Consider the following 24966-nt stretch of genomic DNA (forward strand, 5'->3'; position numbering starts at 1 on the left):
TTAATTCAAAAAAAGCACATATTCATACAGAATATTCAATAGAGATAAACACTATTTCCTTTCAAATCAAAGCAATTTTTGACAAAATAGCTGATGTCAGATTGGTCAATTCAGGCATAATGACATTTAATAGTTTTGCTTTTATTTTGCAGGAATTTTGCATGCAATATTTTAACCTCCTTATAAAACAAAATGTTGAGTCTTATTTCTGATGACAACACAATATAAAGTGTTATGTGTGTGTTTAGGAAATATTTGTCGCTCCCCAACTGCGGAGGCGATTCTCAGACATTATTGTGACGCACATGGCCTAAATGTCGTGGTCGACTCTGCTGGAACAAGCAATTACCATCCCAATAAAGCACCAGATAAACGTAGTCAAACACATGCGCTAAAGCGTGGTTATGATTTATCTGCGCTACGTGCGAGACAGATTGTTTTAGCAGACTTTGTTGAGTTCGATTTGATTTTAGCAATGGACTATGAAAACTTTGATGATATTCGAACACTCATGTCACAGGCTGTGCAACAGTTTGGTACGCATCAGATTCGCGCCAAGTTGGCTTTGATGAGTGAGCATGATCTTCAGTTTAGTCAACAAGCTGTACCAGACCCTTATTATGGCGGTGCGGATGGATTTGATCGAGTACTCGATCAGTGTGAGTCCAGCAGCAAAGCATGGGTGGATATTTTTAAAAAGCAAATGAAAGCAGGGCAATAGGATTTAATTTAATATGCAGCTACAAGCGCAGGTTCAGCTTAAAAACTTAAATACATTAAATTTGAATGCAATTGCTTCACATTATGTGCAGATCAATCATGCAGATGATGTCATTGCGGCTTTGGCATTTGCCGAACAGCAACATTTAAACGTTTTGGTTCTTTCCGGTGGTAGTAATGTTTTATTGCCACAACAAATACAAGCCTTGGTAATGCATTTAAATATTCACGGCATTGAAGTCCTTTATGAAGATGAAAATACCATTACAGTTAAAGTAGGTGCTGGGCAAATATGGCATGACTTTGTTTTGTATAGTACGCAACAGCAATGGTTTGGATTGCAAAATCTTGCTTTGATACCAGGGTTAGTCGGTGCTTCTCCTGTACAGAATATTGGTGCTTATGGCGTTGAAGCAGGTGAGTTTATTGAATCGGTACAAGTTTATGATCGTGAACTAAAACAGTTTGATTCGATCTCTGCGCAAGATTGCCATTTTGCATATCGCCATAGTATTTTCAAAGATCATCCCAATCGTTACATCATTGTAAGTGTGACTTTTAAACTATTGAAACAAGCTGAGCTTAAACTGAATTATGGTGACCTTAAGCAAGCAGTAGGCGATCAATTGACTGCAGAAAACTTACAAAATCAGGTAATACAAATTCGCAAAAGTAAATTGCCAGATCCGAAAGAATTTCCAAATGTTGGAAGCTTTTTTAAGAATCCAATTTTGGCACAAGTTGAATTTGATAAAATTACCCAACAATTTCCAAACATTCCGCATTATCCGCAGGCAAATAGCAGTGTTAAAGTGGCTGCTGGTTGGTTAATTGATGAAGCCGGTTGGAAGGGTAAGCAATTAGGCTCGGTTGGGATGTTTCATAAGCAAGCTTTAGTGTTGGTGAATTATGCTGAGGCGACGCTAGCGGATGTACAAAATACTTATCATGCTGTACAAAGTGATGTAAAACAAAAGTTTAGTATTCTATTGGAACCTGAACCTGTGTTATACAGTGAACAAGGTTTAATTCAAGCGCATAGTGGGTGAAAAAATCTATGGCGAAAGTACATTGGATGGTCAGTTTAGTACGGGTAATTACCATATTATTCGTGCTATTAGGCTGTTTTGTACTTTTTTTATATTCACCTTTTTACTCACAGTTTGTTGTAAAAGGTTTGAATCGTTTTGTTCCTGTAGATGTCAATGAGGTGGCAGCGCAAAGCCAGCGGCCAGCGGCCTTAAGTGAACATGAAACGCTTGAACCAGGTTCTAATTTATGGATTGCTCGTCAGGCTTATTTGAAGCTTATGGAAAAAACTTTTCAATCTGAGAAATCAGAGGATTTAAGGTTAATTCAAGCCCGTTATAAATTGCTGCAGCAGTTAATTTCTGAAGAGCAAGAAAAAGAAAACCAAGATGAGAAAAAACAACCGAATATTCCATTATTGAGTGAACAGCAGCCTGAACAGGAGCAGGAGAGTTCAGCTGTTGTTATTAATACGCCGTTGGACTTTTTACAATGGAATACACCCGATAATCAGGCACTCATGGGGAAATATATTGCCTTTTTAGAAACCTATCCGATTGCATTGCCTGTGAGTGAGGATGACAAAGATCAGACCAATAAAGATCTGATTGAACTGAAAAAAAACAGAGATAGTGTAGCCGAGCAACAAAGTATTTCACAGCCAAATGCAATCGTCGTATTGGGTGGCGGGTTGACGCTTGGAGCAAATGGTAAAGATATTGTTGTGAATAATTACACTCGCTTGCGCTTAGAAAAAACATTACAAGTCGAGAAGAAGTATGCATTACCAATTGTACTCAGTGGTGTAGAAGCACCTTATATGCAGGCATGGTTAAAAGAACGTGGTGTTGAAGCGAAGCTACTTGAAAATCGCAGTATGAACACTTGTGAAAACTCTCGATTCAGTTCTTTATTATTACAAAAGAAAGGTGGTGCACCCACAGTGATCCTAATTACTGATGAATACCACATGCCACGTACTCGTCGCTTGTTTGCCTTAAATGGAATAGAAACGATTCCTGTCATTGCCCCGATGCCAACAACGTTAACTCAATGGCGTCCAAGTGAGCAAAACTATGACCATAGTCGTCGTGCGAACTATGAGATGCTGGCAACAATACGTGATATGTTATTTGGCTCAAGTGATTGTCGAGAGATACCATAATGTCTGATATTCCATTTTTAAATCCGACAATTTTAAAACAACTAGATCTACCTGTACCGAATCGAGAAACAACGCCTCAAGTTCTTGAGCCATTGGATTTATCCAGTGCAACTGAGCTATCCAAACCTTTGCAAGCCTATCGTAAGCTATATGGCTTACATTTACTGGATTGTGAGCATTGGCAAGGCTATGTGGAAATGCCTTTGTTTCGTTTGCATGTGCAGGTTTTTCAGCCAAAACAGCAAAAATTACAAGGTACGGTTTGTCTGCTACATGGTTATTTAGAACATAGCGGAATTTATCAGCCAATTATTAAAGAGATACTAGATCAAGGTTTCAGCATTGTGACTTATGATCTGCCTGGGCATGGCTTGAGTAATGGTTCACCAGCCAGTATTCAGAATTTTGATCATTATCAGCAAGTGTTGCAGGCCGTTTATGAAGCAGTGCGGGGTGCAAAACAATTACCTAAACCTTGGTTAGGCATTGGGCAAAGTACAGGTGGTGCAATTTGGATGCATCATTTACTCGAATTTGCGGAACGTAGAGAAGATCCGATTGTTGATCGTGTATTACTGTTGTCACCATTGATCCGACCTGCAAAAACGGCTTGGTGGCATAATTCGGTTGGACTCGGCATTATCCGTCGGATTAAAAGCCAAGTACCACGACATTTCCGCCGTAATAACCATAATCCTGAATTTCTACGTTTTGTTCGTCTAAAAGATCCATTGCAACCTCGGATGATGGGCATGGACTGGATTTTAGCCATGTCAAAATGGATGTTGGAAATGGAACAACGACCAGCATGTCGTATTCCTGTTTGGCTCGCACAAGGTGCTTTGGATCAAACTGTAGATTGGCGTTATAACATTGAATATATCCGTCGTAAGTTCAGATTGCAGACTTTGTTGATGTTAGAAGAAGGTTCACATCAATTGATTAATGAGCGGGCAGATATTCGTGCTGCGCTGACAGGTTTAATTCCTGCTTTCTTGCATGCAAAACCAAATCACCACTATTACTAGTGGTGATTTTTGATTGACTCAAATACGTATCTTAAAATTGATTGGCATCCGCCATTTTCCACATACGATAGTAGAAATTATCTTCATCTTTCAAATCACCAAGCAGTAATTCATTTTCTTTCAAGAAGAAGTGAATTTGTGCATAGTTTTTGATTTCACGGTCATTCATACGTTGTGCCAAATGATGCGCTTTGATGTCTGATGGATGATGTAAACCCGCAGCTGCAATCATTTCAGATAGGGCGTGTAGGGTGTTTTTATGGAAGTTAAAGACTCGTTCAGCCTTACTTGGAACATCAATGGCTTTTTGGCGGTCTTTATCTTGTGTCGCAACGCCAACAGGACACTGGTTGGTATGGCAGCTTTGCGCTTGGATACAACCTACTGCAAACATAAAGCCACGAGCGGAATTGACCCAATCCGCACCTAAGGCAAAGGTGCTGGCAATATCAAAGGCACTGATCATTTTACCGCTGGCACCAATTTTAACCTGATTGCGAAGTCCTGCGCCCACCAGTGTATTGTGTACAAAGCGTAAACCTTCTCTGAGTGGCGTACCAATATAGTCACTAAACTCGATGGGTGCTGCGCCAGTTCCGCCTTCAGAACCGTCAACCACCACAAAGTCAGGCACAATTTTGGTTTCGAGCATGGCTTTGACAATGCTCATAAATTGCCAGGGTTGGCCAATACACAATTTAAACCCGACTGGTTTACCACCTGAAAGTTCTCTCAATTTTTGGATGAAATGCATCATTTCAATTGGGGTGTTAAAACTTGGGTGCTTAGACGGAGAAATGCAGTCATGGTCTCTGGAAATACCACGGATACGGGCAATTTCTTCAGTGATTTTATGCTTGGGTAAAATACCGCCGTGGCCTGGTTTCGCTCCTTGTGAGAGCTTGACCTCAATCATTTTAATATTCGGATTTTTGGCTTGTTGTGCAAATTTATCTGGATCAAATAAGCCTTCAGGTGTACGACAACCAAAATAACCACTGGCAATTTGCCAGACAATATCGCCGCCATGCTCTAAATGGTAGGGGCTTAGACTACCTTCACCCGTATCGTGGTAGAAGTTGCCTAAATGCGCGCCTTTATTAAGAGCACGAATTGCATTGGCACTCAGACTACCAAAGCTCATCGCAGAGATATTCATGATTGATGCACTATAAGGCTGACTACATTGCGCATTACCTATCAGGACACGAAAAGACTCTGGGTTTGCAGGTGGGCATGGGGCGATTGAATGCACAATGAAACGATAGTTTGGATCATAGACATCAATGATTGAACCAAAAGGTTTATCTGCATTTTCATTTTTTGCACGTTGATAAACGAGGCTGCGTTGCATGCGTGAAAAAGGCAGTGCATCTTGATCTGATTCTATGAAATATTGGCGAATTTCAGGGCGAACATCTTCAAAAAGAAAGCGGAAATGTCCAAGAATTGGATAGTTTCTTAAGATAGCATGCTTCTTTTGCAGTAAATCGCGTAAACCAACAATACTGAGCAACCCTGTGACTAACCAAAGACCGTTTAAGAGTGTATCGGATATAAAGTAATAAATTGTATGCGGGGTATAGGTAAATTTAAACCAAGTAATGGTTAAAGCAGTAAAAATACAAAGAAACCAAACAGAATGTCTTGAAAAGAAAGTGTTAAGTAATTTATGTCTTATAGCTTGTGCTGGACTAGCCATCGGCAGGAGATTCCCATAATGAAGCAACTGACAAACGATGCCAAGAAGCTCACACAAGCTCAAGTAATGAATTGTTAGATATGAGAATTATTCTCTTATAAGTTTGCTTATTTGATCTTTTATTGGAAAAGTAACTTTCCTGCTTACGGCTGAAGATTTACTTGTATCCATGTTCCTAACACGATTACTATCTTGAATATTGCCAACTTTCATAAATATAGATGCGCTGTATTTGAAAAGAGATTGGCTGCATGTAGGTTTTGGGACTTCAAAATGAATAAAAAAGGTTCATCAATTACTCGGGTTTTAGACATTATTGAGGCAATTTCAACTGCAAAACATCCACCATCACCTTTAGATCTTTCAGTCGAGTTGGATATTCCAAAGCCAAGTATCCATCGATTGTTGCAAACCTTAGAGCAAGAAAAATTTGTGAAGACGGATATGTACGGAGGTTATATTTTAGGGGATCGCACCTATAAGCTGTTGATGAGTTCATGGGAGCAGGAACCACGAAAGATGGAGCGGTTGGCAATCCTGCAAAAACTATCTGATCAGATTAATGAAACATGTGGTATTGCAATACTCAGTGATAATCAAATGCTTTACACCGATAGGGTACAGGCGAATTGGCCTTTACAGGTATATCTTCCTGTTGGCGCTACTGTGCCTTTGTGGTGTACATCAAGTGGAAAACTTTTTTTAAGTTTTCAGCCTATGAATCGCAGGAAAAATATACTAGAACATCTACCGATCGTACAACTCACCAAAAATACAATTACCGATCCAGTTTTACTTGAAGAAAATTTGGATCAAATTTTTTTGAATAAACTTGGTACTGATAATGAAGAGTTTATTGCAGGTATGGTGGCTTGTTCAGTTCCCATTCAAAGAGCAGGTAGCATTGTGGCGTGCCTTTATGTACATGCACCCACAATAAGAAAATCCCTTGATGATCTATTAACTTTTGAGCCTTTATTACGTCAGGCTGCAAATAATTTAAATAAATTGATTGATGTGTAAAAAGAGTGAGCAGAGTGCTCACTCTTATTTAGTGGGTAACTAAATTAGTTGAGAGTCGGCATCGAAAATTGTGCCCCTTCACGGACATTGGTACTCGGCCAGCGTTGAGTAATGGTTTTACGGCGCGTATAGAAACGGGCACCATCTGGCCCGTAGGCATGTAAATCACCAAACAATGAACGCTTCCAACCGCCGAAACTATGATAAGCCACAGGAACTGGAAGCGGGATATTGATGCCGACCATTCCCACTTTAATGTTATCGCTAAAATAGCGTGCGGCTTCACCATCACGGGTATAGATACATGTGCCATTCCCATATTCATGACTGTCGATCAGGTCCATGGCCTCTTGCATGGTTTTAACACGGATGATTTGCAGTACGGGACCAAAGATCTCTTCTTTATAGCTAGTCATATCAGGGCGAACTTGATCAATCAGCGTCGCACCAACATAAAAACCATTTTCGTAGCCTTTAGGCGCTGCATTTCGACCATCCACAATCACGCTAGCACCTTGTTGTTCTGCACTATTAATATAGTTGACCACTTTCGCTTTATGTTGCGCCGTAATCACTGGACCAAAATCATTGTCTTTATTTGAATATGAACCGTATTTAAGCAAATCGATTTCTTTGGATAATTTTGCAATCATTTGATCTGCAATTTCATCACCTACCGCGACCGCGACTGAAAGTGCCATGCAGCGTTCGCCAGATGAACCAAATGCTGCACCTAATAAAGAGCTGACAACATTATCTAAATCTGCATCAGGCATGACAATGGCATGATTTTTTGCGCCCCCCAATGCTTGGCAGCGTTTACCTGCGGCAGTTGCTGTTTTATAGATATACTCTGCAATTGGTGTGGAACCGACAAAGCTAACCGCTTGAACACGCGTATCGTGCAGCAGAGTATCAACTGCTTCTTTATCTCCATTTACAACATTTAATACACCATCAGGAAGTCCTGCTTCTTTGAGCAGTTGGGCAATAAATAACGTTGATGAAGGATCACGCTCGGAAGGTTTAAGCACGAAAGTGTTTCCACACACAATGGCCATTGGGAACATCCACAATGGAACCATAACTGGAAAGTTAAACGGGGTAATCCCTGCAACAACCCCTAAAGGTTGAAACTCACTCCATGAGTCGATTGCAGGTCCGACATTCTTACTAAATTCACCTTTTAAAAATTCAGGGGCACTACAAGCATACTCAACATTTTCGATGCCACGTTGTAATTCGCCTGCGGCATCATGTCCGATTTTGCCATGCTCTTCACCAATTAGCTGACAAATTTTTTCAGCATTGTTTTCAAGCAACTCTTTAAATTTAAACATGACGCGAGCCCGTTTGATCACTGGGGTATTGCGCCACTCTGGGAAAGCCGCTTCTGCCGCTGCAATCGCTTCCTCCACGGTTGCTTTGCTGGCAAGTGCGACTTCTTTTGTTTGTATGCCTAATGACGGGTTATAAACCGCTTGCGTACGTGTATGCGTTGTATTGATTGCACCCTGAATAAAATGTCCAATGAGTTCCATGTGAATTGATCCTCTGTTATAAAAATGAAAGTTTTTTATGCTGACCAAAGCTGTTGATATAGGTTGATCATTTGCTTAATCGTCGGCACGATAGGGTTGTTGGATGGTGATCCCGAGGCCAGGGCCTGCTCGGCCATGGTCTGAACGACGTCATCAAAATATTGTTTGTCTACACCGAACTCAGCCATTGTCGGAACGTTTAAATCTTGATTAATCGCAATTAAGGTTTTTATAAGCTTTTGATTGGCGATCTCAATCGCATCATCTGAATGTGCACAACCAATTGCTTTTGCACAGTTGGCATAGCGTTCAGGAGCTGCTTGGATAGAAAACTCTGTGATAAGAGGAAGCAGCATTGCATTAGATAAGCCATGCGGAACATGAAAGAAAGCACCAATGGGCCGACTCATACCATGCACCAAAGCAACAGAGGCGTTTGAAAAAGCAATACCTGCCAAAGTAGAACCGAGCATCATTTTTTCACGTGCTTGCTCATTATTAGGATGGTGATAAACGATTTGTAAATTTGGACCAATAAGTTTCATCGCTGCAAGAGCTTGCGCATCGCTATATGGACTGGCTTTCTTGCTGACATAAGCTTCGATGGCATGGGTAAGCGCATCAATACCTGTATCTGCGGTTGTACGTGGAGGAAGAGATAGGGTGAGTTCGTAGTCAATAATTGCCGCTATTGGCAGAAAACCGAGCCCAGCACACAGCATTTTCTCACTGGTTTTATCATTGGTAATAATGGTAAAACGCGTGCATTCCGATCCGGTTCCTGCTGTAGTTGGAATAGCAATGATGGGCAGTCCTAGCTCATTAACTTGTCTAGGGAATTTATAATCAGAGATATCACCACCATGTTTGCTCAAGATACTGATCGCTTTGGCACTATCAATTGGGCTACCACCACCAATCGCAATAATGGCATCATACTGCTGCGCCTGAATATATTTCACACCAGCCTCAATGGAACTAGAAGTGGGCTCTGGTATAGTTCCATCAAAATAGTCACTTTCTATATTTTCAGCTTTTAACAGCTCTTGAATTTGTTTGATATACCCAAGTGAAACCATCATTTTATCGGTAATAATGAGTGGCTTCTTCGCACCTAAGCTTTCTAAAATCATGGGAAGCTTAGCCCGCGCATTTTTTCCAATTTCCATAATCCTTGGAAGGTGAGTTGAAAATGACATTTTTAATTCTCCGTATTAAATTGATTGTTTTTAAAAAGAACCGAATACTGTTCCAAGTACGATTACACCACTGAGTGCAATTAATGGAATGATGACCGCGACAATGAACATGTCATAATAAGATTGTTTATGGGTTAAACCACAAAGGGTAATAATAGTAATGACGGCACCATTATGAGGAAGTGAATCCAGTGCACCAGAAGCCATAGAGGCAACCCGATGCATGAGTTCCAATGAAATCCCGTGTTGGAAAGCCAAATCTTTATACGTTTCTCCCATGGTATTCAGGGCAATACTCAAACCACCCGAGGCAGAACCTGTGATACCTGCCAATACATTGATCACAATGGCTTCTGAAATGAGTGGGTTGTTGGGTGCAATGCCGACAAGAAAGTCACGTAAGATAATAAAGCCTGCTAAAGACGCAATGACTGAACCGTAGCCGACTTCTGATGCCGTGTTAAAAATGGGTAAAAATGACGAGGAAACGCCTTGCTGAATTGAGTCTTTTATATCGACAATCGACTTCCAGTTCAGAACAATAATGCTTAAACAAGCCAGAACTAGTGCACATATGATTGCCCATAGTCCAATCACTGAATTGAGTGAGGTATTCCCAAACTGATCCGTTGCCAAATATGCAGTATCCAGCGAAGCTAAGATAAGTTTAGTGAGGACTAAGTTGCTCACAATTACAATGAAAATTGGAATAAACGCGACCACAAGACTGGGGTGAGCATGTATTGATTTCCGCTCAAGGTGAGTCTCGTTATGATACCCATAACCTTCGCTCTTGATATCCGCTTTTTTGACACGCCGATTGAGCCACCACATACCGGTTATCAAGATAAAGATCGATGCCAAAACACCGAGTCCTGGTGCAGCATAGAGATCAGTATCAAAAAAAGGCATCGGGATTGCATTTTGGATTGCAGGTGTGCCTGGTAAGGCCGTCATGGTAAAGGTAAGTGCACCTAACATAATTGCCGCTGGGATGAATCGCTTGGGAATACCAAGTTCTTTAAATAATGCAGAGGCAATTGGAAAGACTGCAAAACCTACAACAAAAAGTGAAACGCCTCCATAAGTTAAAATTGAACAAGACAACACAATGGAAAGCATAGCTCTGTGATGACCAAGTTTTTCAACAAAAAAATTGGCAATGGTTTGTGCAGAACCAGAGTCATCCATTAATTTTCCAAATACTGCGCCTAATAAAAAAAGCGGGAAGTATTTGATGATATAACCGCCTAAACCTGTCATAAACACTTGAGAATAAAATCCAGGTATTTGATTGCTTAGTCCGCTCCATGCGACAGCAAATAATGCTAGTAAGGGCGCAAGTACGATTACGCTAAATCCTTTATATGCTAAATACATCAGCAGTATTAAGGACAAGACTATTCCAATTAGTCCGACCATTTACACACCTGTTTTTGTAGTTTTATATAATGATACGAAACGTATCATTATTAATGTATATAATTTAATCTAAATGAAGTCAATAGTGACAATTAGAGTGAAGTAATCGCGAAGTTAGTCGCTTGTATTGGAGGATTTTTGTGAGATGAGAGGCGGATAAATTAAAAAAAATATTAAAATCAAATAGTAACTTTTATTTTGAAAGTTCTAGATTACATAGAGCATTGATGCCGCAAAGAACATTGCTAACCAAGTTTTTATAAGCAAATTTTGAGTAAATGTTTTTTAAAGTAAGTAGGAAAAGTGAGTCATCAAAACTTTAAGTTGATATGGTCTAACTCAACATCTATTGTTCCCCCCCTCAACTTTTAATTGTTGTTTTTGTGGGGTGATAGGCATCATAGAAGAATGCATTGCTCAAGCCAGAAAAATTACTCTAGCTCGAGTTGATAGTCATCTTTAGTGACTTTGATTTTAATCTTTTTATACTTTCTCTTATTTGGGTTTAAAGCTGAGTCAGTGACCTCAGTGGCAAAACTCGAATTTCCCATCAAGTCATAATAGGCCTTATACCCAATTAAAATTTTTTGTGGTCTACTGCCATGTTCATGGCTATAGCTTTCAATGAGTTGAGTTAACTGTTCGAAAATCGAAGTTTGCGTCATGTCTAAAATATCTCATTCGCCTTTGTAGATCACAGGTTTAAGCTAATCGAACTTTGTTAAGGAAATAAGACAAATAGCCTAATCGCAAGACATTTATTCGTATGAGTTTGAGACCATGGTCTGATTTAGAGATATTACCAATTCCCCTTTAATAACGACTTTTATTGGGAGAGCCAAACAGTAATAAAATTACACATAACATAATTTAATTATGTATTGCATAAATTTAAACTTTCTTGTAGCATGAATTTATAGCTGAGAGCCAAGATCAATGATCTCTTCATTTGGCTGACTCATGGACTGAAAGGGCTTAAACACGGATGCTTTTACATACTTATAAAACACCTGTCGCCTTTTCTAATAACGCATGTATAGGTTGATGCTTTTAGATAGCGATTAAGCAATTGAAGAATAAGACCTATACAGAGCATTAAACGGATGAATTTATCTAAATAAGGGAAACTAGATGGACATTTTAGATAACCCATTAGAATTATGTGGTTTTGCTTTTATTGAATTTGTTTCGACGGAAAATGGATTAGATCAAATCTTTGAGACCATCGGTTTTTCCAAAGTCGCAAAGCATAAGTCTAAAAAAGTTTATTTATGGCGTCAGGGTAATATCAACATTATCTTGAACTACCAGCCTGAATCTTATGCTTCATTCTTCTTTAAAGAACATGGTCCTTCAGCATGTGCGATGGGTTTCAGAACCCGTGATGCAGCCAAAGCATTTAGCAAAGCTGTGGAGCTTGGTGCAGAGCCAATGTATTCACAAGCTGGACCAATGGAATTAAATATTCCTGCGATCAAAGGGATTGGTGGCATGCCAATTTTCCTTGTTGACCGTGATATCTATGAAAATGACTTCGTTTTCTTTGATGATGCAGACAGAAATCCAAAAGGTGCAGGTCTGAATGAAATCGACCATTTAACCCATAATGTCTATAAAGGACGTATGGAGTATTGGGCGAACTTTTACGAAAAAATCTTTAACTTCCAAGAGATTCGCTACTTTGATATCAAAGGCGAATATACAGGTTTAACCTCTAAAGCCTTGACTGCACCAGATGGCATGATTCGTATTCCATTGAATGAAGATTCAGACAAAGGCAATGGTCAAATTGCAGAGTTTTTGTCAGATTTCAATGGTGAGGGTATTCAGCATATTGCGTTTATTACCGATGATTTGCTTTCAACATGGGACAAGTTGAAAGGGATCGGCATGCAGTTTATGACAGCACCACCTGAAACTTATTATGAAATGCTGAAAGAGCGGTTACCTAATCATGGTGAGCCAACTGAAGAATTGCAAAAACGTGGTATCTTGTTGGATGGCAATACCAAAGATGGTCAGAAAAAGCTGCTGTTACAGATTTTCTCGCAAAATATGCTTGGGCCTGTGTTCTTTGAATTCATTCAACGTAAAGATGATGACGGCTTTGGTGAAGGTAATTTCAAGGCATTGTTTGAATCCATCGAACGTGACCAAATCCGCCGTGGTGTTTTAGAAGCAAAATAATCCACATCAAAGCTTGATACAATAAAAAGCCAAGAATTTTGATTCTTGGCTTTTTATTGTATCAATTCATTTTAACGTATTTGAATATATTGATTGATTGCAGCAACTTCGCGTTTAAATAACTCAAGTTTTTCGCTACCGTCATGGACAGAGAAAAACATTTCACTGTCCAATGCAACAATACAGAACTCCATTGAATGATGCGCATTAAAGATTGGTAGACCAACTGCATTAATCCCGACCAGAAGATCACCTTGTGCAATTGACATGCCGTGTTGCAATACATTTTCTTTTAATACCAAGAATTCATCCCAGTCGATGGGTTTAATCGGGTAATGGTTGTGCGCAGCTTTTTCCCATTCCGCTTGCATGAGTGGTTTGATCATCGCTTCGGGCATATAAGAAGCGAACACACGACCTGCGGCAGAATTGACCAACGGCATGATCGAACCGACCTTAGTCACGATCGAAATAGGGTGGTTGGATTCAATCGATTGAACCACTAAAGGCCCTTTAGGTGACCACTTACTGATTTGGATGCCGCAGCCAATCTTGTTTTGTAATTCGTAAATCAGATGCTGAACCAGCTGTAATACGTCGGTATGTTGAATGCAATTTAAGCCTAAGCGCCATGCTTGATCACCCAGAGCATATTGTCCATCAATCAGTTGTTTGGCGTAGTTCATACGAATCAGGCTGACCAGATAACGGTGTACCTTGGCAGGGTGCATATCCAGTTTGCTAGATAGATCTTTTAATATAATGGGCTTGTTATGGTCTAAAAGGGCATTGAGTACGGCTAATCCGACCTCAAGTGATTGAACCCCACCAGATAACTTTTCTTCAATCATTCAATAACCCTTAAGCTGCGTGCTTTTACGCCGTATTTGTTGCTGTCAATCATGGAAAATTTACATCCAGCACATAATGCCTGAGCATTTGGCAAAATAGAAATCATCTTTTTAAATGAATCAAATTGGTGAATTGCATAAGCATACAATTGTTTTTAGAGAGATTGCACTTTATCTTGCTGAGCTTACTATGCCTTAAAAATACACAGAATGCTTTAAATTTAGACAATAAAAAAGGCATTAACATTTTACAACGCTAATGCCAATTTTATTGAACTGGATTTATGCACCGAGTTCATCTTCATGTAAGAAGTGGGTATGGTGCGGTGCACGTTTGGTGCGACTCCACTCATCCAGCATTTCTAGTTTCATTTCTTCGGTGATTCGTGCAATCTTGGCATCAGCATGGACATCATTATAGGTCAATTCCAAACGGTGACCATTTGGATCGAAGAAGTAAATCGAATGGAAGATACCATGGTTGGTCACCCCTAATACCTTCACGTCATTGGCTTCGAGATGTGCTTTTGCTGCCATCAGTGCATCTAAATCTTCCACTTCAAAAGCAATATGTTGCACCCATTGTGGTGTGTTTTCATCACGGCCCATATCTGGTTGCGTCGGCAGTTCAAAAAATGCCAGTACATTGCCTTGACCCGCATCTAAGAATAAATGCATGTAAGGATCAAAGGCTTTGGTAGATGGCACATGGTCTTCTGCAAATGCCAAAATGAAATCCATATGCAGCATTTTTTTGTACCATTCGACTGTTTCTTTAGCATCTTTACAGCGATAAGCCACATGATGAATTTTTTTAATTGCAAAGCTCATGATAAAACTCCTTTTATCTTTATTCCCAATCTGGTTGTTGTTCTGGGGTAGCATTTAAAAATGCGGGAAGGGTCAAGCAATGTTGATAGATCGACTCAATCTTTGGAAAAGCACTTAAGTCAATTTTAAAACGCTTGGCGTTGTAGACTTGAGGAATCAAACAACAGTCTGCAAAAGTCGGCTGTGAGCCAAAGCAGAATTGCCCATTGGAATGTTGTAATTGCATTTCTAAGCTGTGAAAGCCTTCTAAAATCCAATGTCGATACCACAGCGTTTTTTGCTCGTTACTGATAGCAAGATCGTTTTGCAGGTATTTCAATACTCTCAGGTTATTGATTGGATGAATGTCACAGGCAATGCTTTGTGCAAAGGCACGGACTTTGGCGCGTTGCACTAGATCTTTAGGTAGCAGCGCTTTGGCCGGATAACGTTCTTCCAGATATTCCAAAATACTAAGCGACTGGGTAAAGGTCTGATCTTGGTCAAGCAGTGTCGGAACCAACTGACTTGGATTGAGTGCACGATAACTTGCCAGTTGCTGCTCATTTTTAACGAGATGCACTGCCTCAGTTTCATAGGGCAGCGCCTTCAGGTTAAGCGCGATACGTACCCGATAAGCCGCAGAGCTACGAAAGTAACTATACAGTTTCATAGCGCTCGTCCTTTTGTTCATTAAAACGAAAGTGACGTGCTGGTAAAATGGTATTGGCAACTTCACCAAAGCCCACACGAATCCCGTCTTTTTCGCAATAGCCTTTCATCACAACACGGTCACCATCTTCCAAGAAGCCACGTTTTTCGCCGTTGGAAAGGTTGAGCGGTTTGGTGGTATTCCAAGTCAGTTCCAGTAAACTGCCATAAGAATCTTCCGTTGGGCCTGAAATCGTGCCTGAACCCATTAAATCGCCCACTTGTACATTACAGCCTGCAATGGTGTGGTGAGTCAGTTGTTGTGCCATTGACCAATACATATATTTAAAGTTGGTTTGGCAAATCACATCAGCTTGTTCTGATTGAGGTGTTTGAACTTCAACACTCAGATGAATGTCATAGCTGTTTGCGGTGTTTTCTTGTAGATAGCCCAATGGTTTTGGCTGTTGCTCTGGACCTTTGACTTTAAATGGTTCAAGCGCTTCCATTGTCACCACCCATGGTGAAATGGCACTGGCAAAAGTTTTGGCGTTGAAAGGGCCTAAAGGTACATATTCCCATTGTTGAATATCACGAGCTGACCAGTCATTCAGCAACACCATGCCAAAGATATGTTCCCATGCATTTTCAATGGCAATTGGTTCACCCAATTCAGTTGCTTTACCGACAACAAAAGCAGTCTCAAGTTCGAAATCGAGTTTACGTGTTGCCGAGAACACAGGACGTTCTTCATTGGGTAATTTGATTTGCCCAGAAGGGCGCACAATCTCTTTACCACTGACAATTACAGAACTTGCACGACCGTTATAGCCTACAGGAAGTTCGCTCCAGTTCGGCAATAGCGCATTTTTAGGGTCTCTAAACATAGTGCCCACATTGGTGGCATGTTCTTTAGATGAATAGAAGTCGGTATAGCCAGGAACATGAATCGGTAAATGTAAAACCACATCTTCTTGTTTAAACATCACTTGCTGACGTAAATCGGCATGATCACGTAAGGTCGGGTTTTCCGCAGACAATAAACTTTGTAAAGTGCTGCGAACCGTATGCCAATTCTGTTTGCCTGTTCCGATGAATTTATTCAGTGTTGGCTGATTAAAGCAGTTTGCGGTCGTGAGCTGTAATAAGCCTTTTTGCTCTAATGCAGCAAGGTCAAGGACCCATTCGCCAATTGCAACGCCAACGCGTTTGTCACCTTGTGCGGTTTCGCTGAAAATACCGTATGGCAAATTATGTATTGTGAAATCTGATTGGGCATCAATCTCAAGAAAAGAAGTTAAATGATGTGCCATGATTCGCTTTCCTTGTCTTTAATTCTGTTGGTCTAATCTGGTTGTTCAAGGAGTATTTGACTAAGTAATTGAAAGATAAAATGATGTATAGGCTTTTATCTGCCGATTCTACTTTGCTTAGAGCAAAAATCCCTGCGTCTTAATTTCTATCATACTGAAAATAATTAATTACGCAATACATAATTTAATTACATTATTCATAATATTTGTTATTTATTGAATTTTCTGTTTATATGCGCGGTTATTCGAAAAGTGAACTGATTATTTTTCGAATTAGATATAGGCATTTGTGATTAACTTATGATATACGTAATTTTGTACATAAAAATTACGCGACAAGGATGAGAATAATCATATGTCAAAACAGGAGCAAGGAAACCTGAACCCCGGTTTAAGCAATCGGCACATCCAGCTTATTGCGCTAGGTGGTGCGATTGGCACAGGTTTGTTTCTAGGTATTTCACAATCGATTAAGCTGGCTGGCCCTTCGGTCATTTTGGGTTATGCGATTGCAGGGCTTATTGCATTTTTAATGATGCGACAGTTAGGTGAGATGGTGGTACAAGAGCCAGTCAGTGGTTCATTTAGCCATTTTGCTTACAAATACTGGGGCTCATTTGCAGGTTTCATGTCAGGTTGGAACTATTGGGTACTCAATGTACTGGTCTGTATGGCCGAACTCACAGCGATTGGTTTATATATTCAATACTGGTGGCCTGAAATCCCGACATGGGTTTCGGCATTGGCCTTTTTTATCTTAATTAACGGTATCAACCTTTTGCATGTCAAGTTTTTTGGTGAGATGGAGTTTTGGTTCTCGATCATCAAAATTTTAGCAATCTTGGCCATGATTGGCTTTGGTTCGTATTTACTCGCAACGGGAACAGCAGGGCCGCAGGCTGGAATCAGTAATCTTTGGGCATTGGGTGGATTCTTTCCATTTGGCGTAGAAGGCCTGGTGATGGCAATGGCTGTGATCATTTTTGCTTTTGGTGGCATTGAGTTATTTGGTATTACTGCGGCAGAAGCACACGATCCTGATAAAACTTTGCCAAAAGCAGTGAATCAAATTATCTACCGTATTTTGATTTTCTATATTGCAACGCTTTTCATCTTATTTGCACTGTTCCCTTGGAACCAAATGGCACAAGGTGGTAGTCCATTCGTGATGGTCTTTGCTTCATTAGATAGCCAAGGCGTTGCAACAATGTTGAACTTTGTGATCTTGACTGCGGCTGTATCTGTTTATAACGGAACCAGCTATTGCAGTAGTCGTATGTTATTGGGCTTGGCCAAACAAGGTAATGCACCCAAGTTTCTTGAGAAAATCAATAAACGTGGTATTCCAACCAATGCCGTCTATGTCTCTGCATTCGTGACGGTACTGTGCGTATTATTGAACTATGCATTCCCAGAGAAAGCATTTGGTCTGTTGATGATGTTGGTAGTTGCAGCGATCGTGATTAACTGGGTGGTGATTTCATGGACGCATTTAAAGTTCCGTAAAGCCATGCAAGCGCAAGGGCTAACGACTAAGTTCCCAAGTATTGCTTATCCATTCAGTAATTATCTATGCATTATTTTTATGCTGAGCATTCTTGTGGTGATGTCATTGACTGCAGATATGCGGATCGCGGTCATCATGATTCCTGCATGGATTCTCTGTTTGATGTTAGCCTATTATTTGAAGCAGCGAAAATTAAGAAATGCTCAGCCGAGCGTGGCCTTAAATACGGATGTGTAAACTTCAAAGTGATATTAAAAAACAGGGCTAAATTTTCAGCCCTGTTTTTTTTAGATATAGACTTTGATATTGATGCTGATATTTGGCGAATTGTTTGGTGGAATGAGCTAAAATTCGCTTATATCAATCGAGTTTCCGTTCTTTTTTATTCTTATCTGACACTTAAAAAGGCATTTGAATTGCTTCAATCATTCAGTATCCAAACACGATTGGCTGGTTTCTACCTGTTCTACTATGCCATAGTTGGAACTTTCATGCCGTATTGGAATCTGTATCTGCAAGATCAAGGTTTTAATTATCAAGAAATCGGCATCCTTTCCTCAATTGCCATTATCACCCGTTTTTTTGCCCCATTGATTTGGGGCTGGATTGCCGATAAGTCTGGTAAACGAATGCTTTTGGTTCGAATTGCGACATGGATGGAAGCCTGTATTTGGTTTGCCATTTTTGTGATTCCAAATAGCTTTCAATCAGTGGCCTTGCTGATGCTGATTTTTAGCTTCTTCCAAAATGCAATTCTGGCGCAATTTGAAGGGGTAACTTTATTTTGGCTTGGCGAAAAACGTGCAGAACTCTATGGCAAAGTGCGTAAGTGGGGATCAGTCGGTTTTATTGTGGGTGTATTTTCGATTGGGACATTATTGGAAGTTGTTCCAATTTCAATGTTGCCCATTTTACTTTTGGCGATTTCATTTCTTGCATTTCTTTGGTCATTTAGTATTAAAGAACCTGAGCATGCACCGAGTTCACAGAAAAAATTAGAACCTTTATGGCCAATTTTAAAGAAGCCAACTGTAGCAGCATTCTTTACCATTGAATTTATCTTACTATTTTCGTTGGCACCCTTTTATAGTTTCTATAGCAACTTCCTGAAAGAAATTGGATTTAGCACCACTCAAATTGGTAGCTTATGGGCAATGGGCGTCATTGCTGAAATTGTGATGTTTGCTGTGGCACAAAAGCTATTCTTCACTCGCTTTTCATGGCGGACGTTGGTGGTGATTTGCTTGGTTTTGACCAGTTTACGTTGGTTCTTGGTTGGTATCTTAGAGACCAGCTATATTGGACAGTTGCTTGCTCAGTGTTTACATGCCTTTAGTTTTGGCCTGTTCCACCTGATTGCGATGAAAGTGATTTTCCAAAACTTTACACCAGAGCAGCAAGGTCGGGGGCAAGCCTTATACAGTACGATGTGGGGCTTAGGTGTAGCATCTGGAAGTCTATTGGCAGGGCATTATTGGCAAATTTTTTCAGGTGCGATAATTTTCTACTGTGCCAGTGTGGTGGTCTTGTTTGGTTTATTACTGGTACTATGGCTGCCGAATCAAGTGGAAACAGCAGCCAAAAATTAAGTTAGATTTGGATGTGCTTATATTGCGGCAACCATGGTTGAGCCTGTTCCAATTGAGAAGCCAGTTGCAACAAACGATCCTCACGTCCAAAAGGTGCAATAAACTGACTACCCAGTGGCATACCCTGTTTGTTCCAATACAGTGGCACCGACATGGCAGGTAAACCCGTTACATTGGCGAGTTGGGTAAATGGTACCCAACTCAAATTGTCCTGTACCATTTTTTCAACCAGTTTACCTTGTGCTAAATAGTGTGCTTTACCAACTTTTAGCAAGCCTTTTAGGATTGGTTTCTGCCAAGCAGGTGTGGCAACTTCACCATTTTTAGGCGCGACTGAGGCTGTGGTTGGGGTTAAGTACAGATCATATTTTTCAAAGAAAATATTCATCTGTGTGCTATATAGCCCCCAATTATTGAGGGTATGAATATATTCTGTCGCCGTGGTCTTCGCTCCAAAGGCAGCTAAAGCAATTGAATCGAGTTCGAAATCACGATCTGTCGCACCCGCCATTTGTTTGATTTGTGCCTGCATATAGGAGAACTGACTAAACCATGTGGTGACAAAATCTTTTGCAAGTTCCAGCCCATCAATTTTCGGACGGTCTTCAACTACAATATGACCCAATGACGCCAATAGCTTCGCAGTTTGTTGTACGGCTTGAATTGCATCTTTAGAAATTTTGGTGCCAATTGGTGATTGGGTACTGAACGCAATACGGAGTTTCTTTGGTACTTGCTGAATAACATCTACATACTTTTGTTCAGGTGATTCAATACGAAATAGTGAAGTTTGTTCGGGGCCTTGTACTGCATCGAGCATGGCTGCACTATCCCGAACGGTTTTGGTGAGCACATGCTGCATGGCTGCTCCGTGCATAGCTTCACTAAATTGTGGTCCCCATGGTGTACGTCCACGACTTGGCTTGAGTCCGAATAAACCGCAATAAGAAGCAGGGATTCGAATTGATCCACCACCATCTCCAGCACCGGCAATAGGGACTAAGCCGCTTGCAACTGCTGAGGCAGCCCCACCTGAAGATCCACCGCTGTTATGCTTTAAATTCCAAGGATTATGGCATGCTCCCCAAGCGTCAGGCTCAGTAATCCCTTTAATTCCGAACTCTGGTGTATTGGTGCGACCGAAAGTGATAATACCCGTTTGTTCCCAGCGATTGACAATTTCTGCATTAAAGTCAGGCGTGTAATTGATCTGTTTGAGTGCATTGCTGCCGTAGGAAGTAGGGATACCCTGATATTCCTGAAATAGATCTTTAACTAAAAATGGAACACCTGCAAATGGACCAGATACAGCCTGTTGGGCACGTTGTTTAGCTTGTTCGTACATCGGGATAATGATGGCATTTAGCTTTGGATTGACTTTATAAGTTCGATCTAATGCGATTTCGAGCAGCTCTAAAGGTTGTACCTCTTTGTTTCTGACTAACTCAGCTAACCCTAAACCATCGTACTGTACGTATTCTGAAAATTTCATGCCTTTTATCCCTAAAGCGAAAATCTTTATAAAGTAAAAACTTAAATACAATTTGAAAAATAGGATACCTGAAAAAGTGTCACAACAAGCAATTAAATTACATGGTAAAAATATTGTGTTTATATGGTTATGAATGCATGCTTTTATCAAAAAATATGCTAATTTAAGCCTATGCACCGTTAAGATGACGACTTAATTAAATCTATGAAAAATATTTATATTATTGGATTATTATGGGCTTGCTCAACATGGACTATGGCAGAGACGGTCGTAAATGATAAAGCAGCAGTAACACCACAACAATTAGCTAAAGCAAATGCGATTCGGGTCACAACTCGCCCTGAGATTATGGGACTGTGGGGAATGGAAATTCCGAACAATAAGAAGTGTGTCGAATACTATAACTTCCGTGGTGCAAGTGATGTGGTGATTAAGAGTGGTCAAGAATGGTCGTATGGTTTATATGATTATCAGCCATCAGAAGATCATAAAGAGCGCTTGCCAGCATTGGTCCTACAAATTAAATATGACAATAACGAAATGGACTGTTCAGGTCAAAAGCAAGATCAAACAGGTGAGGTTTCCCAATATTTCGTAAAATGGGCCAATGATTCAACCATCGATTTTTGTGCCAGTGAGAAAGGTGATAAGTGTTTTGCAACCTTGCGTCGTGTTTTACCTTAATAAGATTGAGTTAGACATAAAAAAGCCTCTTGAGTAAGAGGCTTTTTTATTTAGGCTTTTTCAGCTTTTGGTTCAAGCTGTTTTAGCAAATGTTTTTCAAGATAATGAATATCCATTGCCTGTTCGCAGAAATTTTTGTCTTGTAAGATCAAATCTTTATGCAAAGGAATATTGGTTTTAATCCCTGTCAAAATCATTTCATCTAATGCTTGGCGCATGCGAGCTAATGATGTTTCGCGGTCTTTACCATGAGAAATCAATTTTGCAATCATTGAGTCATAGTAAGGCGGAATGTTATAGCCCTGATAGATGTGTGAATCCAAACGAATCCCTGCACCGCCTGGTGCATAGAAACTTTCAATTTTACCTGGAGATGGCAAGAACGTGGTTGGATCTTCAGCATTGATACGGCATTCAATCGCATGACCTTTGACTTCGATTTGCTCTTGTTCAAGTTCAAGACCTAAACCAGCAGCAATACGAAGTTGCTGTTCAATGATATCAACTCCAGTCACCATTTCTGTGACAGGATGTTCAACTTGCACACGTGTATTCATTTCAATGAAGAAGAATTCACCATCTTCAAATAAAAATTCAAATGTACCAGCACCACGATACTGCATCAACTTACAAGCATTCACACACGCTTCTAAAATATCAGCACGTGCTTGTTCAGGTAGATTTGGGGCAGGTGCTTCTTCTAATACCTTTTGATGGCGACGTTGTAAAGAACAATCACGATCATATAGGTGAATCGCATGACCATTACCATCACCGAGAACCTGTACTTCGACATGACGTGGTTTCTGTAAGAAACGCTCCATATAAACGGTATCGTCACCGAACCACATTTCAGCATCACGTTGTGCTGCCTGAACAGATTCAAGTAGGGTGTCGACGCGTTCTACGATACGCATACCACGACCACCACCACCAGAAGCAGCTTTCACGATCAATGGGAAGCCGATCTCTTTTGCTTCCGCGAGTGCATTATTAATCGTTACGGCATGGTCACAGCCAGGTACCGTTGGTACGCCTGATTTTTTCATGGCAATAATCGCTGAGACTTTGTTCCCCATAAGGCGAATATGTTCAGGGCGAGGACCAATGAAAATAAAACCAGAACTCTCGACGATTTCTGCAAATTCCGCATTCTCGGATAAGAAACCATAGCCAGGATGGATTGCATCCGCACCTGTGATTTCGGCAGCAGTAATAATTGCAGGTATATTTAAATAGCTTTCACTACTTGCACCCGGTCCGATACATACTGCTTCATCGACAAAGCGTAAGTGCATTAAGTCTTTATCAGCATCTGAGTAGATACCAACTGTTTTAATGCCAAGAGTTTTACAAGCCCGAGTAATTCGTAAAGCGATTTCGCCACGGTTTGCAATTAATACTTTTTGCAACATAGGAATCCCCAAACTGATTAAGCACGGTAGCGGAAAAGTGGTTGACCAAATTGGATCACTTCACCATTTTTCACAAGAATTTCTTCAATTACGCCGCTTTTTGTTGCTTCAATCGGGTTCATGATTTTCATTGCTTCAATAATACCCAGCGTTTCACCCGCAGATACTGTTTGACCAACTTTGACAAATGGTGCTTCACCAGGACTTGGCGCTGCATAGAACACACCGACCATTGGTGATGTTTCAACTGCACCACGTGGTGTTTTTGCCGCTGGGGCAGCAGGTGCTGATGCTGTTGGAGCAGCGGTTACAGCGGCTGCCGCATACACAGGAGTAGGGCGAGTTAATGAGATGGATTGATCACCTTCCTTAACTTCAATCGCTTGTAAGTCAGATTCAATCATCAAGTCGATGAGCTTCTTGATTTTACGGATATCCATGAGTGAGCATTCCTAAAAAGTTTAAATTAGTTAGAAGATTGAATTTTTTCGATAGCGTAATCGAGAGCAAAGGAGTAACCCTTTGCACCTAAGCCACAAATTACGCCAATGGCTTTATCTGATAAATATGAGTGATGACGAAATGCTTCACGAGCGTGAACATTTGACAAATGAACCTCAATAAATGGAATAGCAACACCGAGAAGGGCATCGCGTAAAGCAACAGAGGTGTGGGTCAAGGCAGCAGGGTTGATAATGATAAATTTCACACCCTCGTTTTGTGCTTGATGGATACGATCAACAATCGCACCTTCCCAATTGCTCTGAAAAGTATCTAGTGTAAGTGATGCATGTTGGGCTTGAGCGCTGAGTTGCTGGTTAACATCATCTAGTGTCAGATAACCATATACTTCTGGTTCGCGTTTTCCTAGCAAGTTCAAATTCGGTCCATGAATTACCAAAATGGTTGAGCTCATTCAGCCTGCTCCAATTCTAAATCTGCAAAAGTTTTTTGCAAGATGTCTGCAAAGTTTGCTTATTATGGCACAAAATTCTGCAATTTTTTTATAATTTGCTTTAATCAATGAAGAAATTTGCATACCAAGCATGGTGCATATAATGAAAACTTTGCAAGGAATTGGCAATGTTAAAATATGACAAAATTTAGCGTAATTTTATTTTTAAACATTCTAAACTGAATTACCCCATTTCGTTCATGGGATTTGTGTAACTCAGCAGTCAGACTGCTTGGATTTTCGTATTTTAAATCGATTTAGATCCCTAAAAAGGAAGTGGGTAACGGGTGTTTGTTAGCGATTAAATAGGACGAAAATTTTATACTAACATATTGTTTTTAATTGTTTAAATGAGTATTTTTTAAGATATTTAAGTCGACGAGGCTAAATTTTGAATATTAAACATTTTGCGATGCTGCTGAGCCATTCAGCACCATTGCGAAGCGATTGGTTACTTTGATGCAAGATGATTAGAGATTGAACATTGCGATCGCTTACTCAGTTGGCAGAAATGATAAAATTCCGCATTCTGGATGGCAGTTAATGACATGAAAATGTCCGAAAAAGATATCTCTGCTTTCAATATGATAGTGAGTACTTAAGGGGTTACTTTTGATTGGCGTAATCTCTTTTGGGTCTTTCAAAAGCTGTCTTGATCGTTAAAGACAGCTTTTTTTTGCTCT

General features: G+C 40.3%; 22 protein-coding genes. 9 read left to right on the forward strand and 13 right to left on the reverse strand.

Features of this window, described 5'->3' with window-relative positions:
* The first annotated feature begins 211 nt into the window (after positions 1–211).
* From F909_RS06000 to F909_RS05985, 4 genes are read left to right on the forward strand one after another with little or no spacing between them, the layout of a single operon-like run.
* Positions 212–721 carry a low molecular weight protein-tyrosine-phosphatase gene (locus F909_RS06000; RefSeq protein WP_005152499.1) on the forward strand — a complete coding sequence of 170 codons (510 nt, stop codon included), beginning with the start codon at positions 212–214 and terminating at the stop codon, positions 719–721.
* Positions 722–734: 13 nt separating this feature from the next.
* Positions 735–1769: a UDP-N-acetylmuramate dehydrogenase gene (gene murB, locus F909_RS05995; protein ID WP_005152500.1), complete on the forward strand. Its 1035-nt coding sequence runs from the start codon at positions 735–737 to the stop codon at positions 1767–1769.
* Positions 1770–1777: 8 nt separating this feature from the next.
* Entirely contained in the window at positions 1778–2914 is a 1137-nt protein-coding gene (locus F909_RS05990; protein WP_005152501.1) for a YdcF family protein, read from the forward strand.
* Positions 2914–3942, forward strand: coding sequence for an alpha/beta hydrolase (locus F909_RS05985; RefSeq protein WP_005152503.1), 1029 nt, complete (start codon positions 2914–2916; stop codon positions 3940–3942). The genes F909_RS05990 and F909_RS05985 overlap by 1 nt, the downstream gene beginning before the upstream one ends.
* 31 nt (positions 3943–3973) lie before the next feature.
* Here F909_RS05985 and F909_RS05980 read toward each other — a convergent pair whose 3' ends face one another.
* Entirely contained in the window at positions 3974–5644 is a 1671-nt protein-coding gene (locus F909_RS05980; RefSeq protein ID WP_005152504.1) for an FMN-binding glutamate synthase family protein, read from the reverse strand.
* A 273-nt stretch (positions 5645–5917) separates the two neighbouring features.
* On the opposite strand from F909_RS05980, the gene F909_RS05975 reads away from it, so the two are divergent.
* Positions 5918–6667 (forward strand): IclR family transcriptional regulator, encoded by a 750-nt coding sequence (locus F909_RS05975; RefSeq protein ID WP_005152506.1) that lies wholly within the window; start codon positions 5918–5920, stop codon positions 6665–6667.
* 44 nt (positions 6668–6711) lie between these two features.
* On the opposite strand, the gene F909_RS05970 is transcribed toward F909_RS05975, so the two are convergent.
* The 4 genes from F909_RS05970 to F909_RS21425 all read right to left on the reverse strand — a co-directional run bounded on the left by F909_RS05970 (position 6712) and on the right by F909_RS21425 (position 11494).
* The gene (locus F909_RS05970; RefSeq protein ID WP_005152507.1) at positions 6712–8208 is read right to left on the reverse strand and encodes a CoA-acylating methylmalonate-semialdehyde dehydrogenase; all 1497 of its coding nucleotides are present in this window, start codon (positions 8206–8208) and stop codon (positions 6712–6714) included.
* A 35-nt stretch (positions 8209–8243) separates the two neighbouring features.
* Entirely contained in the window at positions 8244–9407 is a 1164-nt protein-coding gene (locus F909_RS05965; RefSeq protein WP_005152508.1) for an iron-containing alcohol dehydrogenase, read from the reverse strand.
* A gap of 30 nt (positions 9408–9437) precedes the next feature.
* Positions 9438–10829, reverse strand: coding sequence for a GntP family permease (locus F909_RS05960; protein ID WP_005152510.1), 1392 nt, complete (start codon positions 10827–10829; stop codon positions 9438–9440).
* A 431-nt stretch (positions 10830–11260) separates the two neighbouring features.
* Positions 11261–11494, reverse strand: coding sequence for a hypothetical protein (locus F909_RS21425; protein ID WP_005152512.1), 234 nt, complete (start codon positions 11492–11494; stop codon positions 11261–11263).
* 466 nt (positions 11495–11960) lie between these two features.
* Here F909_RS21425 and hppD point away from each other — a divergent pair, with 466 nt between their 5' ends.
* Positions 11961–13016 carry a 4-hydroxyphenylpyruvate dioxygenase gene (gene hppD / locus F909_RS05950; RefSeq protein WP_005152513.1) on the forward strand — a complete coding sequence of 352 codons (1056 nt, stop codon included), beginning with the start codon at positions 11961–11963 and terminating at the stop codon, positions 13014–13016.
* Between the two features lie 71 nt (positions 13017–13087).
* Here the strand turns inward: hppD and F909_RS05945 are convergent, their stop codons facing one another.
* The 4 genes from F909_RS05945 to fahA form a co-directional block, all read right to left on the reverse strand.
* Positions 13088–13867, reverse strand: coding sequence for an IclR family transcriptional regulator (locus F909_RS05945; protein ID WP_005152515.1), 780 nt, complete (start codon positions 13865–13867; stop codon positions 13088–13090).
* Positions 13868–14149: 282 nt separating this feature from the next.
* Positions 14150–14698, reverse strand: coding sequence for a VOC family protein (locus F909_RS05940; protein ID WP_004653219.1), 549 nt, complete (start codon positions 14696–14698; stop codon positions 14150–14152).
* 19 nt (positions 14699–14717) lie between these two features.
* A complete protein-coding gene (gene maiA / locus F909_RS05935; RefSeq protein ID WP_005152516.1) occupies positions 14718–15350 on the reverse strand; it encodes a maleylacetoacetate isomerase in 633 nt (210 codons plus the stop codon).
* Positions 15337–16641, reverse strand: coding sequence for a fumarylacetoacetase (gene fahA / locus F909_RS05930; RefSeq protein WP_005152518.1), 1305 nt, complete (start codon positions 16639–16641; stop codon positions 15337–15339). The genes maiA and fahA overlap by 14 nt, the downstream gene beginning before the upstream one ends.
* 355 nt (positions 16642–16996) lie before the next feature.
* Here fahA and F909_RS05925 point away from each other — a divergent pair, with 355 nt between their 5' ends.
* Both F909_RS05925 and F909_RS05920 read left to right on the forward strand, forming a co-directional pair.
* Positions 16997–18385, forward strand: a complete 1389-nt coding sequence (locus F909_RS05925; protein ID WP_005152519.1) for an amino acid permease — start codon at positions 16997–16999, stop codon at positions 18383–18385.
* Between the two features lie 179 nt (positions 18386–18564).
* Positions 18565–19737, forward strand: coding sequence for an MFS transporter (locus F909_RS05920; RefSeq protein ID WP_081401922.1), 1173 nt, complete (start codon positions 18565–18567; stop codon positions 19735–19737).
* A 1-nt stretch (position 19738) separates the two neighbouring features.
* Here F909_RS05920 and F909_RS05915 read toward each other — a convergent pair whose 3' ends face one another.
* Entirely contained in the window at positions 19739–21229 is a 1491-nt protein-coding gene (locus F909_RS05915; RefSeq protein ID WP_005152524.1) for an amidase, read from the reverse strand.
* A gap of 204 nt (positions 21230–21433) precedes the next feature.
* On the opposite strand from F909_RS05915, the gene F909_RS05910 reads away from it, so the two are divergent.
* Complete coding sequence (locus tag F909_RS05910; protein ID WP_005152526.1) at positions 21434–21913, forward strand: hypothetical protein; 480 nt, start codon at positions 21434–21436, stop codon at positions 21911–21913.
* A 50-nt stretch (positions 21914–21963) separates the two neighbouring features.
* Here the strand turns inward: F909_RS05910 and accC are convergent, their stop codons facing one another.
* Genes accC through aroQ form a run of 3 tightly spaced genes read right to left on the reverse strand, consistent with a single transcriptional unit; the run spans position 21964 to position 24244 of the window.
* Positions 21964–23328 (reverse strand): acetyl-CoA carboxylase biotin carboxylase subunit, encoded by a 1365-nt coding sequence (accC, locus tag F909_RS05905; RefSeq protein ID WP_004807534.1) that lies wholly within the window; start codon positions 23326–23328, stop codon positions 21964–21966.
* Between the two features lie 17 nt (positions 23329–23345).
* Positions 23346–23768 carry an acetyl-CoA carboxylase biotin carboxyl carrier protein gene (accB, locus tag F909_RS05900; RefSeq protein ID WP_005152528.1) on the reverse strand — a complete coding sequence of 141 codons (423 nt, stop codon included), beginning with the start codon at positions 23766–23768 and terminating at the stop codon, positions 23346–23348.
* A gap of 26 nt (positions 23769–23794) precedes the next feature.
* The gene (gene aroQ / locus F909_RS05895) at positions 23795–24244 is read right to left on the reverse strand and encodes a type II 3-dehydroquinate dehydratase (RefSeq protein ID WP_005152530.1); all 450 of its coding nucleotides are present in this window, start codon (positions 24242–24244) and stop codon (positions 23795–23797) included.
* Between the last annotated feature and the right edge of the window lie 722 nt (positions 24245–24966).

Origin of the sequence: Acinetobacter sp. ANC 3929, from assembly GCF_000369405.1 — a bacterium.
In the GTDB taxonomy this organism is placed as follows: domain Bacteria; phylum Pseudomonadota; class Gammaproteobacteria; order Pseudomonadales; family Moraxellaceae; genus Acinetobacter.

Excerpts from the sequence above, each read along its gene's own strand:
- F909_RS05970 (WP_005152507.1), bottom strand. The coding sequence starts at position 8,208 with ATGGAACTCATTGGACATTTTATTCAGGGTGCAATCAATACAACGCAT.
- F909_RS05960 (WP_005152510.1), bottom strand. The coding sequence starts at position 10,829 with ATGGTCGGACTAATTGGAATAGTCTTGTCCTTAATACTGCTGATGTAT.
- hppD (WP_005152513.1), top strand. The coding sequence starts at position 11,961 with ATGGACATTTTAGATAACCCATTAGAATTATGTGGTTTTGCTTTTATT.
- maiA (WP_005152516.1), bottom strand. The coding sequence starts at position 15,350 with ATGAAACTGTATAGTTACTTTCGTAGCTCTGCGGCTTATCGGGTACGT.
- F909_RS05965 (WP_005152508.1), bottom strand. The coding sequence starts at position 9,407 with ATGTCATTTTCAACTCACCTTCCAAGGATTATGGAAATTGGAAAAAAT.
- aroQ (WP_005152530.1), bottom strand. The coding sequence starts at position 24,244 with ATGAGCTCAACCATTTTGGTAATTCATGGACCGAATTTGAACTTGCTA.
- accB (WP_005152528.1), bottom strand. The coding sequence starts at position 23,768 with ATGGATATCCGTAAAATCAAGAAGCTCATCGACTTGATGATTGAATCT.
- murB (WP_005152500.1), top strand. The coding sequence starts at position 735 with ATGCAGCTACAAGCGCAGGTTCAGCTTAAAAACTTAAATACATTAAAT.
- F909_RS05990 (WP_005152501.1), top strand. The coding sequence starts at position 1,778 with ATGGCGAAAGTACATTGGATGGTCAGTTTAGTACGGGTAATTACCATA.
- F909_RS05985 (WP_005152503.1), top strand. The coding sequence starts at position 2,914 with ATGTCTGATATTCCATTTTTAAATCCGACAATTTTAAAACAACTAGAT.
- F909_RS05925 (WP_005152519.1), top strand. The coding sequence starts at position 16,997 with ATGTCAAAACAGGAGCAAGGAAACCTGAACCCCGGTTTAAGCAATCGG.
- accC (WP_004807534.1), bottom strand. The coding sequence starts at position 23,328 with ATGTTGCAAAAAGTATTAATTGCAAACCGTGGCGAAATCGCTTTACGA.
- F909_RS05980 (WP_005152504.1), bottom strand. The coding sequence starts at position 5,644 with ATGGCTAGTCCAGCACAAGCTATAAGACATAAATTACTTAACACTTTC.
- F909_RS05945 (WP_005152515.1), bottom strand. The coding sequence starts at position 13,867 with ATGATTGAAGAAAAGTTATCTGGTGGGGTTCAATCACTTGAGGTCGGA.
- fahA (WP_005152518.1), bottom strand. The coding sequence starts at position 16,641 with ATGGCACATCATTTAACTTCTTTTCTTGAGATTGATGCCCAATCAGAT.
- F909_RS21425 (WP_005152512.1), bottom strand. The coding sequence starts at position 11,494 with ATGACGCAAACTTCGATTTTCGAACAGTTAACTCAACTCATTGAAAGC.
- F909_RS06000 (WP_005152499.1), top strand. The coding sequence starts at position 212 with ATGACAACACAATATAAAGTGTTATGTGTGTGTTTAGGAAATATTTGT.
- F909_RS05915 (WP_005152524.1), bottom strand. The coding sequence starts at position 21,229 with ATGAAATTTTCAGAATACGTACAGTACGATGGTTTAGGGTTAGCTGAG.
- F909_RS05910 (WP_005152526.1), top strand. The coding sequence starts at position 21,434 with ATGAAAAATATTTATATTATTGGATTATTATGGGCTTGCTCAACATGG.
- F909_RS05940 (WP_004653219.1), bottom strand. The coding sequence starts at position 14,698 with ATGAGCTTTGCAATTAAAAAAATTCATCATGTGGCTTATCGCTGTAAA.
- F909_RS05975 (WP_005152506.1), top strand. The coding sequence starts at position 5,918 with ATGAATAAAAAAGGTTCATCAATTACTCGGGTTTTAGACATTATTGAG.